15 protein-coding genes are annotated in these 13438 nt (G+C 72.2%); 6 read left to right on the forward strand and 9 right to left on the reverse strand.

The features are described from left to right. Positions 1 to 504 (reverse strand): NUDIX hydrolase (locus B2P18_RS15420; RefSeq protein ID WP_286961477.1); only part of this gene is annotated, 504 nt, incomplete at its 3' end. A 61-nt stretch (positions 505 to 565) separates the two neighbouring features. On the opposite strand from B2P18_RS15420, the gene B2P18_RS15425 reads away from it, so the two are divergent. Then, on the forward strand, positions 566 to 1540 hold the full coding sequence (locus B2P18_RS15425) for a 1,4-dihydroxy-2-naphthoyl-CoA synthase (RefSeq protein ID WP_029211304.1): 975 nt from the start codon (positions 566 to 568) through the stop codon (positions 1538 to 1540). A gap of 19 nt (positions 1541 to 1559) precedes the next feature. Here B2P18_RS15425 and bfr read toward each other — a convergent pair whose 3' ends face one another. Together bfr and B2P18_RS15435 are read right to left on the reverse strand one after the other, a co-directional pair. Beyond that, positions 1560 to 2045 carry a bacterioferritin gene (gene bfr, locus B2P18_RS15430; protein ID WP_019286436.1) on the reverse strand — a complete coding sequence of 162 codons (486 nt, stop codon included), beginning with the start codon at positions 2043 to 2045 and terminating at the stop codon, positions 1560 to 1562. Then, on the reverse strand, positions 2032 to 2307 hold the full coding sequence (locus B2P18_RS15435; RefSeq protein ID WP_029211305.1) for a (2Fe-2S)-binding protein: 276 nt from the start codon (positions 2305 to 2307) through the stop codon (positions 2032 to 2034). Before B2P18_RS15435 ends, bfr begins: the two co-directional genes overlap by 14 nt. Before the next feature lie 289 nt (positions 2308 to 2596). Here B2P18_RS15435 and B2P18_RS15440 point away from each other — a divergent pair, with 289 nt between their 5' ends. The 3 genes from B2P18_RS15440 to B2P18_RS15450 all read left to right on the forward strand — a co-directional run bounded on the left by B2P18_RS15440 (position 2597) and on the right by B2P18_RS15450 (position 5788). Further along, positions 2597 to 3691: a TerC/Alx family metal homeostasis membrane protein gene (locus B2P18_RS15440; RefSeq protein ID WP_019286438.1), complete on the forward strand. Its 1095-nt coding sequence runs from the start codon at positions 2597 to 2599 to the stop codon at positions 3689 to 3691. Positions 3692 to 4027: 336 nt separating this feature from the next. After that, positions 4028 to 5119: a transglycosylase SLT domain-containing protein gene (locus B2P18_RS15445; RefSeq protein WP_286961230.1), complete on the forward strand. Its 1092-nt coding sequence runs from the start codon at positions 4028 to 4030 to the stop codon at positions 5117 to 5119. 24 nt (positions 5120 to 5143) lie between these two features. Further along, complete coding sequence (locus B2P18_RS15450) at positions 5144 to 5788, forward strand: hypothetical protein (protein WP_019286440.1); 645 nt, start codon at positions 5144 to 5146, stop codon at positions 5786 to 5788. Here the strand turns inward: B2P18_RS15450 and B2P18_RS15455 are convergent, their stop codons facing one another. The 4 genes from B2P18_RS15455 to B2P18_RS15470 form a co-directional block, all read right to left on the reverse strand. After that, on the reverse strand, positions 5789 to 7057 hold the full coding sequence (locus B2P18_RS15455; RefSeq protein ID WP_286961478.1) for an Nramp family divalent metal transporter: 1269 nt from the start codon (positions 7055 to 7057) through the stop codon (positions 5789 to 5791). A gap of 106 nt (positions 7058 to 7163) precedes the next feature. After that, a complete protein-coding gene (locus B2P18_RS15460; RefSeq protein ID WP_019286443.1) occupies positions 7164 to 7922 on the reverse strand; it encodes an SDR family NAD(P)-dependent oxidoreductase in 759 nt (252 codons plus the stop codon). Positions 7923 to 8378: 456 nt separating this feature from the next. Further along, positions 8379 to 8795: a type II toxin-antitoxin system VapC family toxin gene (locus B2P18_RS15465; protein ID WP_019286445.1), complete on the reverse strand. Its 417-nt coding sequence runs from the start codon at positions 8793 to 8795 to the stop codon at positions 8379 to 8381. After that, positions 8792 to 9061, reverse strand: a complete 270-nt coding sequence (locus tag B2P18_RS15470) for a hypothetical protein (protein WP_019286446.1) — start codon at positions 9059 to 9061, stop codon at positions 8792 to 8794. The genes B2P18_RS15465 and B2P18_RS15470 overlap by 4 nt, the downstream gene beginning before the upstream one ends. 80 nt (positions 9062 to 9141) lie before the next feature. On the opposite strand from B2P18_RS15470, the gene B2P18_RS15475 reads away from it, so the two are divergent. Together B2P18_RS15475 and B2P18_RS15480 are read left to right on the forward strand one after the other, a co-directional pair. Continuing rightward, the gene (locus B2P18_RS15475; protein ID WP_286961479.1) at positions 9142 to 10437 is read left to right on the forward strand and encodes an AMP-binding protein; all 1296 of its coding nucleotides are present in this window, start codon (positions 9142 to 9144) and stop codon (positions 10435 to 10437) included. A gap of 105 nt (positions 10438 to 10542) precedes the next feature. After that, positions 10543 to 11418 (forward strand): 1,4-dihydroxy-2-naphthoate polyprenyltransferase, encoded by an 876-nt coding sequence (locus B2P18_RS15480; RefSeq protein ID WP_286961212.1) that lies wholly within the window; start codon positions 10543 to 10545, stop codon positions 11416 to 11418. Positions 11419 to 11487: 69 nt separating this feature from the next. On the opposite strand, the gene B2P18_RS15485 is transcribed toward B2P18_RS15480, so the two are convergent. Further along, complete coding sequence (locus B2P18_RS15485) at positions 11488 to 13089, reverse strand: protein adenylyltransferase SelO (protein ID WP_286961211.1); 1602 nt, start codon at positions 13087 to 13089, stop codon at positions 11488 to 11490. Between the two features lies 1 nt (position 13090). After that, a complete protein-coding gene (locus tag B2P18_RS15490) occupies positions 13091 to 13432 on the reverse strand; it encodes a DUF4229 domain-containing protein (RefSeq protein ID WP_286961209.1) in 342 nt (113 codons plus the stop codon). Positions 13433 to 13438: the final 6 nt, after the last annotated feature.

The raw sequence follows: 13438 nt of genomic DNA on the forward strand, positions 1-13438 counted from the left end.
GTGACGACCTGAGGTAGGTCCGAGGAGGACGTCGGACGGGTCGTCCAGCGCCACCCGCACCCGGTCCCCGAAGTGGGCCCGCATCGGCGGCACGCCCTCCCGCACGCCGCGCACCGGCCACCAGCGCGCCTCGAGGTTCTCGTCGTCGCCGACCGCCGGCTCCCCCGACACCCACCGCAGCCGGAAGGTGTGGTCGACGTACTGCGCCTGGTCACCGTTGGCGTGCCGCACCGGCTCCGTGGTCGACACCCACACGAGCCGCTCGACCGCGGCGACGACGGACGCCTCCTCCTGCACCTCGCGGACGGCCGCCTCGTGCACCTCCTGGCCGGGCTCGACGATGCCCGTCACGGGGCTCCACTCGTCGGTGTCGGCGCGCCGCACCAGCAGGACCTCCTGCTCGTCGCCCTCCCCACGCAGCACCACGGCGGTCACTCCGGTGAGCCACAGGGGTGCGTGACCGACGTGGCGGCGCAGCTCGACGATGAACTCGGGGATCGGCATACCTCCACCGTATGCCGCCCGCGGGCCGCCGCCATCGGACCGCGCGGCTATCCTCGGGTCCGTGAGCGCCCTGGACTTCGTCAGCGAGACCTTCGACCCCGCCGAGTGGGCGGAGGTGGAGGGCTTCGGCTTCACCGACATCACCTACCACCGCCGCGTGGGCGGCCCGTCCCGCAGCGCCAACGGCGTGGTCCGCATCGCGTTCGACCGCCCCGAGATCCTCAACGCCTTCCGGCCGCACACCGTCGACGAGCTCTACCGCGCGCTCGACCATGCGCGGATGACGCCGGACGTGGGTGTCGTGCTGCTGACCGGAAACGGCCCCACGCCCCGCACCGGCCAGTCGGCCACGACCGCCGGCTGGGCTTTCTGCACCGGGGGTGACCAGCGCATCCGTGGCCGCAGCGGCTACCAGTACGCCGTCGAGGGCAGCACCGACGAGACCGCCGCCGCGGTGGACGAGGCGCGGGTCAAGGCCGCCGGCGGGCGGCTGCACATCCTCGAGGTGCAGCGCCTGATCCGCACCATGCCCAAGGTCGTCGTCGCCGTGGTCAACGGCTGGGCGGCCGGCGGCGGTCACAGCCTGCACGTCGTCTGCGACCTCACGATCGCCTCGCGCGAGAACGCCAGGTTCAAGCAGACCGACGCCGACGTGGGCTCGTTCGACGCCGGCTACGGCTCGGCCTACCTGGCCAAGCAGGTCGGGCAGAAGTTCGCCCGCGAGATCTTCTTCCTCGGCCGGCCCTACACCGCCGAGGACATGCACCGGATGGGCGCGGTCAACATCGTGGCCGACCACGCCGACCTCGAGCGCGAGGCGCTGCAGGTGGCGACCGAGATCATGGGCAAGAGCCCGCAGGCACAGCGGATGCTGAAGTTCGCCTTCAACCTGACCGACGACGGCCTCGTCGGTCAGCAGGTGTTCGCCGGTGAGGCGACACGCCTGGCCTACATGACCGACGAGGCCGTCGAGGGGCGGGACTCGTTCCTGGAGAAGCGCGACCCGGACTGGTCGCCCTTCCCGTGGTACTTCTGACCGCTGCGAACGGCGAGCGTCAGGGTGCCTCGCCCGGAGCGAGCTGCATCGCGAGGTAGTTCTCGACGCCGGTGCGGGCGACCGCGTCCAGCTGGCCCTCGAACCAGTCGGCGTGGGTCTCCTCGTCGCGCGCCATCTCCTCGAAGATCGAGGCCGTGGCGTGGTCGCCGAGCGCGTGGCACTCCTCGGCCGCGCCGTTGAACTGCGCGACGGCGGCCACCTCGCTGGCCAGGCCGAGCCGCAGCATCTCCTCGGCGGACTCGCCGATGCTGATCGGGTTGAGGCGCTGCACGTTGGGGTGACCGTCGAACATCAGGATCCGCTCGATGAGCTCGTCCGCGTCCTTCATCTCGCCGATCGACAGGTCGTAGAACACCTTGCCGAGCTTGGGCAGGCCCCAGTTGTCGAGCATGCGCGCGTGCAGGAAGTAGGTGTTGACGACGGTGAGCTCGAAGGTCAGCGCCTCGTTGAGGAGCTCGATGATCCGTGGGCTACGCGGCTGCATGTGAATCCTCCAGGGCCGATTGGACGGACGCGAGACGCGCGAACTGCGGCGTCAGTGCGTGCTCGAGCGTCAGCCTAGCGCCGACGGGCTCGAACGTGTCCTCCCGGAACCTCTGGAGCAGCGATCGCACCGCCGGGACGCACCCGCCGCACACGGTGCCGGCGCCGGTAGACCGGCAGATGGCTCCGAGGGTGGGCACCCCTGCCGCGGCGACATCGAGGATCTCGGTGTCGCGCACGATGCGGCAGTGGCAGACGATCATGTCGGCAAGGCTAACCTCAGTTAGGCCATCCTCACCAGAGGATGTGGACGAGATCACACCGCCGTCGCGAGCTGCTCGCGAGCCCCTCCCGAGCCCTCCCGAGCCTCCGGACATCCAGGGAACGCCCAGGGCCGGCGCCTAGGGTTGCTCGCCGAGGGGAGTACTTCCCAGTCCCGATCCGGTCATTCCGGCGGCCACGTCAAACGGCCGCCTCGGACGGGGGCCCGGCGCCTGGCGCGGGTGAAGGAGACCTCAGACCGCCATACGACGATCTGAGGAACCCCATCTCATGCTGACCCTGTCCCTGCCGTATGCCGCCGCGCCCGCCGCGAGCCCGGCCGCCGCCACGGGCGGTGCCCTCGACAGCATCGGCACCCCGATGCTGTGGGCCGTGACCCTGGGCGCCGTGCTGGCGTTGTTCGCGCTCGACTTCCTGCTGACCCGCAAGCCGCACGCCGTCTCCATGCGCGAGGCGATCGGCTGGTCGGCGTTCTACATCGCGCTCCCCCTGCTCTTCGGCGCCTGGGTCTGGACCCAGCACGGGTCGCAGATCGGGATGGAGTACTACACGGGCTACCTCGTCGAGAAGTCGCTCTCGGTCGACAACCTGTTCATCTTCATGCTCCTGCTGGCGGGCTTCGCGGTCCCCAAGGAGCTGCAGCAGCGCGTGCTGCTCATCGGCGTCGCCGGGGCCCTGGTCCTGCGCGGCATCTTCATCGCCCTCGGCGCCCAGCTGATCGCGAGCTTCGACTGGGCCTTCCTGCTCTTCGGGATCATCCTGCTCGTGACGGCGGTCAAGGTGGCGCGTGACGCGATGAGCGACGCCGAGCACACCCCCGTCGCCGAGATGCCGGTCGTCCGGCTCATCAACCGCGTGTGGCCGGTCACCGGCGACTATCGCGGCACCCGGATGACGGTGCGGGACGCCGGGCGCCGCGCCCTCACCCCGCTCGCCGTCGTCACCCTCGCCGTGCTCGGCACCGACATCATCTTCGCCATCGACTCGGTGCCCGCGGTCTACGGCATCACCGGCGACCCCTACCTCGTCTTCGCCACCAACGCCTTCGCCCTGCTGGGCCTGCGCGCGCTGTACTTCGTGCTCGAGGGCGCGCTGTCCCGCCTCGTGCACCTCGGCCACGGGCTCGCGATCATCCTGGGCTTCATCGCCGTCAAGCTGATCCTGCACTGGGCCCACGGCATCTGGCCGCGCGTCCCCACCGTGCCCACCGCCTGGTCGCTGGTGTTCATCGTGGCGGTGCTCGCGATCGTCACGGTCACGAGCCTGCGAGCCACCCGGGACCGGGCCACCGGTGACGCCGACGACGAGTCGCGCAACGGCGCAGACGATGTGGGGCAGGACGAGCAGGTCGCGCAGCGCCACTGACGGCTGCAGATCGCAACTAGTTCACCCGGATGGGCGTTGCCCAGGTCACACAGCTGTGCTCGGTCGATTCGGACCACCGAGTCCGGAGCGTTATGGTAGTGAGAGCGTGCCTCGCCCCGAACGAGTCAGCACGCGCCCCGCGTCGGCCCATCTCATGCGTGCTGGCGCCCTGGCGGCCCCGTCCCCGGCCTCACGGCCCCGGCGCCGCTGTGCCCGCAGCATCGCAGCACCTGACCGCCGCCCCCTCCCTGATCGGCCCCCATGCGTCATCACCCTCGCCATCGCGCCTCCGCGCGCCGTCCGTCCACCCCCGGCCTCGTCGCCGTCACCCTCGCCGTGGCTGCCACCACCGCCGTGGTGACGACCGACATCTCCGGCCAGGCCCCCGCCGCCTCGGCGGTCGAGGCGGCGCCCGCGCCGTCCTCCCGCCCGGTCGTGCAGGCGGCGCTCGCCGCGCGCGACAAGGACACGGCGTCCCGCTCCACCGCACGCTCGGCCCTGCCCGCAGCCACGGTCTCCCGGCTGCTGCGGCCCGTCGCGGTGCCCGGTGCACTCCTCGCGGCCCGGCCCATCGACAGCGCCACCACCCGCACCGCCAAGGCCGGTCTCGCGTCCGCGCGCACCGCCGAGGCCCGCACCCGCGCCACGCTGCAGCAGACGCACGCCGAGGCCACCGCGGCTCACCGCGCCTGGGAGCAGACCGTCGAGGCCCAGACCCGGTCCGTGGCCTCCGCCGCCGGCGGGCGTCCCGCCACCGAGGCAGCCACCGCGCCGCTCACCCCGTCCGCCGCTGCCGCCGCCATCGCGGTGCCGGCCGTGCGCGCCGAGACCGCCACGAGCCTGGCCGACGACCGACGCACGACCGCCGACGCCGCGCTCGCGGACGCCGTCGAGGCCCAGCAGCGCGCACTCGACGCCCTCACCGCCGCCCGGACCCAGGCGACCACCCTCACCGACGCGGACACGAGGCGCGCGGTCGCCGACGGCTCGTTCGTCGTCCTGGCGGACGGCCGGGTCGTGCGCACCGTCCGCCCCGGCACCCCGGTCATCGGCAACGGGCACACCGTGTCGCCGCAGCTCAGCCGCCAGATCGGCGAGGCCCTCGGGCTGCTCTACGCCAACGGCTACCCCCAGGGTGCGCAGGACGCGGAGAACCTCGCGATCATCATCTACAACGAGTCCGGCGGTGACGTCGGGGTCGTCAACACCTACGACCGCAACGCCGCCGCCGGCATGCCGTCGTTCGGCCTGATGCAGACGATCGGCCCGACCTTCGACGCGTTCGCGCTGCCCACGCGCACGGAGCGCAACGACCCGGTCGCCCAGATCATGGCGGGGGCCCGCTACGCCCAGGCGACATACGGCGGTCTTGCCGGGGTCCCCGGGGTCAAGAGCCTCCGCGGCGGTGGACCCTACCGGCCGTACTGACCCGACTCGACCTAGGCTGGTGCCATGGCACTGGGTGATCGACTCAAGGACAACCTGGCCGGCGCGGCGCGCATGGCCGCCCACCTCGCGACGGGGCCGCTGCACAGCCACGAGCGACGCACCTGGGGCGCCACCCCGGACGAGGTGTCCGCGACGCTCGGCGGCGACGAGCTGATCGAGGACCACGACTGGCGATCCACGCGGGCCATCACGATCTGGACGACCCCCGACCGGGTCTGGCCGTGGCTCGCCCAGATCGGGCGAGGCCGCGGGGGCTTCTACAGCCACCAGCTGCTGGAGCAGGCTGCCGGCTCCCTCGACAGCAACGTCGAGGAGATCCGTCCCGACCTGCAGGACCTTCGCGTCGGCGACGAGGTCAGGCTGCACCCGCAGCTCCCACCGCTCGTCGTGGCCGAGGTGCGGCCGGGCGTCTCGCTCGTCCTCGTGGGTGTGCCGGAGGGCGGGCCGCTCGCCACCACCGTCTGGTCCTACCACCTGCAGCCACTCAGCCAGGGGCGGACCCGGCTGATCGAGCGCAACACCTACGCCCACGGCGACAGCCTCGCGCAGCGCCTGGCCGGCGGCCCCTATGTCATCGAGCCCGTGAGCTTCGTGATGAGCCGGGAGATGCTGCTCAACATCAAGCGCCTCGCCGAGCAGCCCGCCTAGCTAGAGCTTTTGGATCGCCTTGACGATCTCGCTCACCGCGAGCGCCGCGAAGGCCAGCGCGCACACCACCATCAGGACGTTGGACCAGGCCTTGTTGCGCCACTCGCGCGGCACGCGGTCGGTGTTCAGGATCCACAGCAGCGTGACCGCCAGGAAGGGCATGAAGAACGCGCCGAGGACGCCATACGCCAGGATCAGCACCACCGGCTTGCCCCAGAACATCATGATCATCGGCGGGAAGGTCAGCCACAGGATGTACCACCGGTAGTAGCGGCCGCCGGTGCGCGTGTCGGCGTGGCCCGACGGCAGTCCCTTGAGGTTGCCGACGAAGTCCGCAAACATCAACGAGACGCCGTTCCACACGCCGACCAGCGAGGACATGGCCGCGCCGAAGAAGCCGAGCAGGAAGACCTTGCCCGCGAACGGCCCGTAGCGCTGGTCGAGGACGTCGGCCACCGAGAGCAGCCCCTTGTCGTCGCTGGCGACCTTCATGGAGTACATCAGCTCGGCGCCCACGACGAGCGTGGCGAGGACGAAGATGCCGGTCACGACATACGCGACGGTGTTGTCGATGCGCATGACCCGCATGAAGCGCGTTGTGTCCCAACCCTTCTCGCGCAGCCAGTAGCCGTAGGCCGCGAGCGTGATGGTGCCGCCGACGCCGCCCGCGAGCGACAGGACGTTGACCAGGCCGCCGTCCGGGATCCACGGCTTGAGGCCCGCCAGGATGTCGAGGAGGTTGGGCAGGGTGATGATCGCGGCGCCGACCATGGCGACGAACATCAGGCCCACGAACGCCGCCATGACCTTCTCGAAGAGGCCGTACCGGTGGAACCACACGAGCATCAGGCCGACGAGCCCGGAGATGATGCCCCACCACTTGGTGTCCAGGACGGGGAAGAGCGCGTTGAGCGGCAGACCGGTGCCGGCCATGGCGGCCGAGCCGTAGACGAAGCCCCAGATGACGATGTAAGGACCGAAGTACCAGGTCGTCCAGGGACCGAGCGAGCGCCAGCCCTCGAACATCGTGCGGCCCGTGGCGAGGGAGTAGCGTCCCGCGCCCTCGACCAGCACGATCTTCATGATGCAGCCGACGAGCACGCACCACAGCAGGCCGTAGCCGAACTTGCTGCCGGCGATCAACGTGGCCACCAGGTCGGCGGCGCCCACACCGGTGGCAGCGACGATCAGGCCGGGGCCGATGATCTTCCACCGGGGCGGGTTGGCGGCGTCAGCGGCAGCGCCTGGGACTGCGGTGTCACGGGTCATGGGCGGGAGTATGCCGGACCGCCCGGCGCCTGGCGAGGGCCGCCCACCCGCGCGGCCGCCGCCATCAACCGAGGCCAGTCGGCCGTCAGCCGCCGTCCCCCCGGGGTCAGCGCTGACGGACGAGCTTGTGCGGCGCGGCCTGGGCCTGCGGCTTGATCACCAGACGGTCGATGTTGACGTGAGAGGGCCGGGTCGCGACATACGCGATCGCGTCCGCGACGTCCTCGGCCACGAGTGGCTCCGCGACCCCCTCGTAGACCTTGTCGGCCGCCGCCCGGTCCCCGCCGAGGCGCACGAGCGAGAACTCCTCGGTGTGCACCAGCCCCGGGTCGATCTCGCAGACCCGGATGCCGTCCTCGACCGCCTCGAGCCGCAGCGTCTCGGCGATGACGGTCTCGGCGTGCTTGGCCGCGCAGTAGCCCGCGCCGCCCTCGTAGACCCCGAGGCCGGCGATCGAGGAGACGATGACGACCATGCCGCCCTCCACCTGCGTAAGCGCGGGCAGCAGGGCCTTGGTGACGTTGAGGGCGCCGATGACGTTGGAGTCGTACATCTGCCGCCACTTGTCGACCACCGCGTCGGCGATGCGCTCGGTGCCCAGGGCGCCACCGGCGTTGTTGACGAGGACGTCGAGCCGGTCGCCGACCTCCTGCGCCAGGCGCGCCACGTCCTCCTCGCTGGTGACGTCGCAGGTGACGGCCCGTCCGTCGATCTCCTTGGCCAGCTGCTCGATCCGCTCCGTGCGCCGCGCCGCGCAGATCACCTCGAAGCCCTCCTGGGCCAGGCGACGGGCGGTGGCCTCGCCGATGCCGCTGGAGGCTCCGGTGACGACGGCCAGGGGACGGGTGGTGATCGCGTCAGTCATGCCTCCCATCCTGCCCGGTCCATGGCCGGGCCTGCACGCCCGGCTCGTATGCCGTCCACGCCCCACCAACGACCGCGAGGAGATGTCCATCACGCGCGTCGCCCCAGACGACCCGAACTGAGCTCCCAGCTCACAACAGGTCGCCTGCACGCCCAGAACCGGCCCTCAGACGACCCGAACTGAGCTCCCAGCTCACTCAGGGCCGCCTACGGCCACAGGGGCGGGGCGGATGACGACGCAGGGGCTGTGCGCTGCTCGCGGGGGGTCTGACGGAGGTGATGCCCGTGGGCACCGCGATGACGGCGTGCGCCGCCCTGTCGATCGTCGTGACCCTCAGCACCCTGCGCGGGGTGACGAGGGCGTTGGGCCTCCCTGTCCGTCCCTGAGCCCGGCCGCCGATCTCGGTGGGTCCACAGGTCGACGGGTCAACGGGCACCGGACAGGCGGAGGCTGGGGTCAGGAGGCCGGCCAGTCGGCCGGGTGGATGCGTCGCAGACCCGGCACGTCGACGAAGTCGGTGTCTGGGGAGATGATCTCGTCGAAACCGGCCAGCAGCGCGGTCGCTGCGTGCACAGCGTCTCGCCCGCGGATCGCACTGACCTGCATCAGGCGGGTCGCCTCCTGCCAGACCTCCAGGTCAAAGGCATGGACAACGGTCATGTCCGCCAGGTCTCGAGCGTCCAGCAACGCCTCGGGCACCGCACCCATCCGCATGCGGTGGTGGGTGAACTCCTGCAGCATCTCGACGCTGGCGTGCATGCGGACGCTCCCGGCCGCCACCGCAGCCATCACCTCCCGTGATGCCGCCCGTAAGCGATGGGCGCCGCCCGCGGCCAGGAGTGGCACCGCGCTGTCGACGAAGACCTCGTTCACGAGGGCAGCGTGGCCATGAGCTCGTCATCCAGGTTGCGCCGGAGCTCCCGGAGGTCGAGAGGCGGCTCGTCGCGGGGCTCGGACGTACGGTCTAGGAAGCACCGGGCCGCGTGCTGGGCCGCGCCGACGTCCTCGGGGTAGGTGACGTCGATGGCGTGCCGGATCACCGCCCCGACACTCTGGCCGGAGTCCTCGGCGGCGCGAGCGACCCGGTCGTAGCGATCCTGGTCGAGCAGGATCTGCAGGCGGCGTTCGAGGAGGGACATGCACATATCCTACACATGTGCAGGAATGGCGCCAGACCTGTGCAGGAGGTCTGTCGGTGGGCGCGGCTAGGGTCGGTGGCATGACGATGGTCCACTGGCCCGGCACGCAGTCCCCCGCCTCGGCGGTCGGCGACCTGGCGCCCCTCGAGCTGGCCCTCACCGGGCGTGGTGCGGCGGTGTGCCCGAGCGGGGCGCCACCGGGCCGATCGGACCACGTGCCCTCGCCGCCGGAGGGCACCGCCATCGTCGTCGGCACCTCCGGCTCCACCGGGACACCCAAGCTGGCCGTCCTGTCGGCCGCGGCCGTGCGAGCATCCGGCGAGGCCACGGCCGAGCACCTCGGCGGCCATGGGCAGTGGCTGCTGGCCCTGCCACCCACGCACATCGCCGGCCTGCAGGTCCTCGCCCGCTCGCTGCTGGCCGGGCACTCCCCCGTCGCGACCGACGACGGTCCTTTCACCCCAGAGGGGTTCGCCGCGGCGACCGAGCGTCTCACCGGTGGCGTCCGCCACTACACCTCGCTCGTGCCGACCCAGCTGGTCCGGCTGCTCGCCTCACCTCTGGGCGCCGAGGCCGCGGCGACGTACGACGGGATCCTCGTCGGTGGGGCCGCCCTGCCCGCTACCGTGCACGCGCAGGCGGTGGCGGCCGGGCTGCGCGTGGTGCGGACCTACGGCATGAGCGAGACCGCGGGCGGGTGCGTGTATGACGGACGGCCACTCTCCTGCGCCCGCGTCCGGCTCGACGAGGGACGCATCTCGTTGGGGGGCGAGATGGTGGCCGACGGCTACCTCGGCGAGACGGCCCTCACCGCAACCCACTTCACGGTCGAGGACGGCACGCGGTGGTTCCGCACGGACGACCTCGGAGAGCTGGCCGAGGACGGCACCCTCACGGTGCTGGGTCGGGCCGACGACGTGATCGTCACCGGCGGGCTCAAGGTCGCCCCCCGCGTCGTGGAGGACGCGATCCTGGCCCACGTCACCGGCGTCCGCGAGTGCGTCGTCGTCGGCGTCCCCGACCTCGAGTGGGGTCAGGTCGTCGGAGCGCTGGTCGTCGAGGACGGCGCGCGCGACGGCGGCCACGGAGGCGGAAGCGACGGTGGCGGTGGGGGTGGCGGTCACCCCGGACCTGACGGAGTCGGCGGTCCGGCGGCGGACGAGGTCGCGACCGGCTGGGACGCCGAGCGGGTGCGGGCGGCGCTACGCCCCCACCTCGCGGCCCACGCCCTGCCCCGGGTGGTCGCCGCCGCGGACGGCATACCGCAGCGGGGCCCGGGCAAGCCGGACCCCGCGGCCGTCCGGGACCTGCTGTCCCAGGTGCTCAGCGCGGCGCCGAGGCCGCGGGAGAGGGGGTCCGGGCCGGGCGGCAGCTGAGTCGCTCGTCATCGGTCTTCGGCTTCCGGGCCATGGGCGACGACTCACCCGTCCGGCGCGCGTGCCGTGCGCACCGCGATCTCTCGATCACGAGACAATGTGCTCATGGCCACCATCTCCCAGTGGGTCGAGGGCGCTCGCCCCCGGACCCTGCCCGCCGCTCTTGCTCCCGTCGCCGTCGGCACCGGATCCGCAGCGGGGCTCGGGCAGTGGGACGCCGCGCTCGCCCTCCTCGCGCTGCTGGTCGCGCTGTTCCTGCAGGTCGGCGTCAACTACGCCAACGACTACAGCGACGGCATCCGCGGCACCGACGCCGACCGGGTCGGGCCGGTGCGGCTCGTCGGCGGTGGCCTCGCGACGCCGCTGCTGGTCAAGTACGCCGCGTTCACGTGCTTCGGGCTCGCCTGCCTCGCCGGGCTGGCGCTCATGGGACTGTCCGGTGACACCTGGCTGCTGCTGATCGGGATCGCCGCGGTCCTGGCGGCCTGGTTCTACACCGGCGGACGCCGCCCCTACGGCTACGCCGGGCTGGGCGAGGTGTTCGTGTTCGTGTTCTTCGGGCTGGTGGCGACGGTCTGCACGGCATACACCCAGGCCGAGAAGGTCGACGCGGGCACCTGGGCGGGCGCCGTCGGCATCGGCTCGATCATCACGGCGGTCCTCGTCGCCAACAACCTGCGCGACATCAGCGGGGACGAGGTGGCGGGCAAGCGCACCCTCGCGGTGCGGCTCGGGGACCGCGGCACGCGGATCCTGTTTGTCGTGCTCATGGTCGTCCCCGCGGTGTGCGCCGGCCTGGCCGCCTGGGCCGGTCACCGGTGGGCGCTGCTCGGGCTGGTCGGCCTGCTGCCCGCGATCAAGCCGTGCCTCGACGTGCTGCGCGGCGCGACCGGTCCCGCGCTGATCCGGGTGCTCGCGGCGACGGGCCTGGTGGCCCTGACCTACGGCGGGCTCCTGGCCGCCGGCCTCGCGATCCACTGACAGACCTACCGGGGGTAAAGGCATCGACCTGGCGAACGAAGGGCGGTCGATGCCTTTACCGGCGGTAGGTCAGGTGCCGCAGTAGGTGATGTGGCGTGGCGCCCCCGCCGGCGCAGGACCGCGCAGGTCCTCGAGGCCGGGCCGCTCGGCATACGGGCTCGAGACGGCGTCGAGCAGCCGCTCGAACGTCCCGAGGTCGCCCGCTGTCGCGCGAGCCAGGGCCTCCTCGACCCGGTGGTTGCGCGGCACGTAGACCGGGTTGACCGCGTCCATCCGGGCCGCGACGGCCGCCCGGTCGTCCGGCAGCAGGGCGTCGCGACGGGCGCTCCAGGCGTCGAAGGCCATGGCGTCGAGGAAATGACCGCCCGCCGTTCCCGCCGCGAGGGCGCGGAAGAAGGACGTCCAGTCAACGCCATGGGTCTGCAGCAGGGCGAGCAGGTCTGTGACCAGCGGACGGACCACGTCACGGGTCGTCGCCGCGTCGAGACCGGCCAGGCCGAGCTTGGCGGCCATGCCGTCCACGAAGACCCGGTCGTAGCGCTCGGCGAACTCGTGCAGCACGCCCGTCGCGGCCTCGACCGCAGCGTCCGCACCGGCCGCGCCCTCAGTGCCCTCAGCGCCCTCGGCGCCCTCGGCGCCCCCAGCGATCAGCGGGATCAGCGTCTCGCCGAGGCGCGCGAGGTTCCACTGCGCGGCCGCAGGCTGGTTGCCGAAGGCATAGCGACCACCCGTGTCGATCGAGCTGAAGACCGTCGCCGGGTCGTAGGCGTCGATGAACGCGCACGGGCCGTAGTCGATGGTCTCGCCGGAGATGGTCATGTTGTCGGTGTTCATGACGCCGTGGACGAAGCCCACCAGGGACCATCGGGCGACGAGCTCGGCCTGGGCCAGGGTCACCCGGCGGAACAGCTCGAGGTAGGGCTCGTCCGCCTCGGCCGCCTCCGGGTGGTGGCGGGCGATGGCGTAGTCCGCCAGCGATCGCAGCAGGGCGGGGTCACCGGTCGCGGCGGCGTACTGGAAGGTGCCGACCCGCAGGTGGCTGGCGGCGACCCGCGCCAGGATCGCCCCCGGCAGCGGCGTCTCGCGCAGCACCGTCTCGCCGGTCGCGACCACCGCGAGGGCCCGCGTCGTCGGGATGCCGAGCCCGTGCATGGCGGCGCTCACGAGGTGCTCGCGCAGCATGGGACCCACCGCGGCCTTGCCGTCGCCGCCGCGGGCGAAGGGGGTGCGACCCGAGCCCTTGAGGTGCAGGTCGCGGCGAGTGCCGGACCCGTCGACGAGCTCCCCCAGCAGGAGGGCGCGCCCGTCGCCCAGCCGCGGCGAGTAGCCGCCGAACTGGTGGCCGGCGTAGGCCTGGGCGACGGTCGTCACGCCCTCGGGCACCTGTCCGCTGAGCAGGGCCACCCCGTCGGGCGAGCGCAGCCACGCCGGGTCCAGGCCCAGATCGTCAGCCAGCCCCTCGTCGAGGGTGAGCAGGCGCGCTGCGGGGACGGGAGCGGCCGACCACGCGAGCGACAGGGCCGGGACCGCCCTGGCGTAGGAGTCCCCGAGCCGGAACGGCAACGAGGTGGGGGTCCCCTGCGCCTCGCCGGCCGGCTGAGCGTCAGCAGGCTGAGTGCCGGCCACCTCGGAGTCAGCCACCTCGGCGGCGGTCGGGTCGACGCCGGCCATGTCAGAGACCGTCGTGCCGGCGGTCGGTCCGCCGCGCGGCGCGGTCGTCGATCCTGCCGTCGCTCGACGTCCGCCTGATCTCGTCGTCCTCGACCTCCTCGTCGGAGACCTTGTGCGCTCCCGCCGCCTCGGCGCGCGCGGCCTTGCGGTCGACCCGCTCGGCGATGCGGGCGCTGAACTCCTCACGGGGTCCGCGCAGGACGAACAGCGAGGCGACCATGGACAGCAGGCCGGCGAGGATGACCAGGAGCAGGCCCCGCAGCCCCACGAGCCACAGGACGATCAGGCAGCCGAGGAACAGCATGATCCGCAGCAGCGAGTAGCGCAGTCCAGGAGAGCTCATCGGTCG

Origin of the sequence: Arsenicicoccus sp. UBA2120, from assembly GCF_002330965.1 — a bacterium.
Taxonomy (GTDB): domain Bacteria; phylum Actinomycetota; class Actinomycetes; order Actinomycetales; family Dermatophilaceae; genus Arsenicicoccus; species Arsenicicoccus bolidensis.

Bases quoted from the DNA above. Each gene is read 5' to 3' on its own strand.
- bfr (WP_019286436.1), bottom strand. From the start codon at position 2,045: ATGCAGCCGCGTAGCCCACGGATCATCGAGCTCCTCAACGAGGCGCTG.
- B2P18_RS15435 (WP_029211305.1), bottom strand. From the start codon at position 2,307: ATGATCGTCTGCCACTGCCGCATCGTGCGCGACACCGAGATCCTCGAT.
- B2P18_RS15440 (WP_019286438.1), top strand. From the start codon at position 2,597: ATGCTGACCCTGTCCCTGCCGTATGCCGCCGCGCCCGCCGCGAGCCCG.
- B2P18_RS15450 (WP_019286440.1), top strand. From the start codon at position 5,144: ATGGCACTGGGTGATCGACTCAAGGACAACCTGGCCGGCGCGGCGCGC.
- B2P18_RS15455 (WP_286961478.1), bottom strand. From the start codon at position 7,057: ATGACCCGTGACACCGCAGTCCCAGGCGCTGCCGCTGACGCCGCCAAC.
- B2P18_RS15460 (WP_019286443.1), bottom strand. From the start codon at position 7,922: ATGACTGACGCGATCACCACCCGTCCCCTGGCCGTCGTCACCGGAGCC.
- B2P18_RS15470 (WP_019286446.1), bottom strand. From the start codon at position 9,061: ATGTCCCTCCTCGAACGCCGCCTGCAGATCCTGCTCGACCAGGATCGC.
- B2P18_RS15475 (WP_286961479.1), top strand. From the start codon at position 9,142: ATGACGATGGTCCACTGGCCCGGCACGCAGTCCCCCGCCTCGGCGGTC.
- B2P18_RS15480 (WP_286961212.1), top strand. From the start codon at position 10,543: ATGGCCACCATCTCCCAGTGGGTCGAGGGCGCTCGCCCCCGGACCCTG.
- B2P18_RS15485 (WP_286961211.1), bottom strand. From the start codon at position 13,089: ATGGCCGGCGTCGACCCGACCGCCGCCGAGGTGGCTGACTCCGAGGTG.
- B2P18_RS15490 (WP_286961209.1), bottom strand. From the start codon at position 13,432: ATGAGCTCTCCTGGACTGCGCTACTCGCTGCTGCGGATCATGCTGTTC.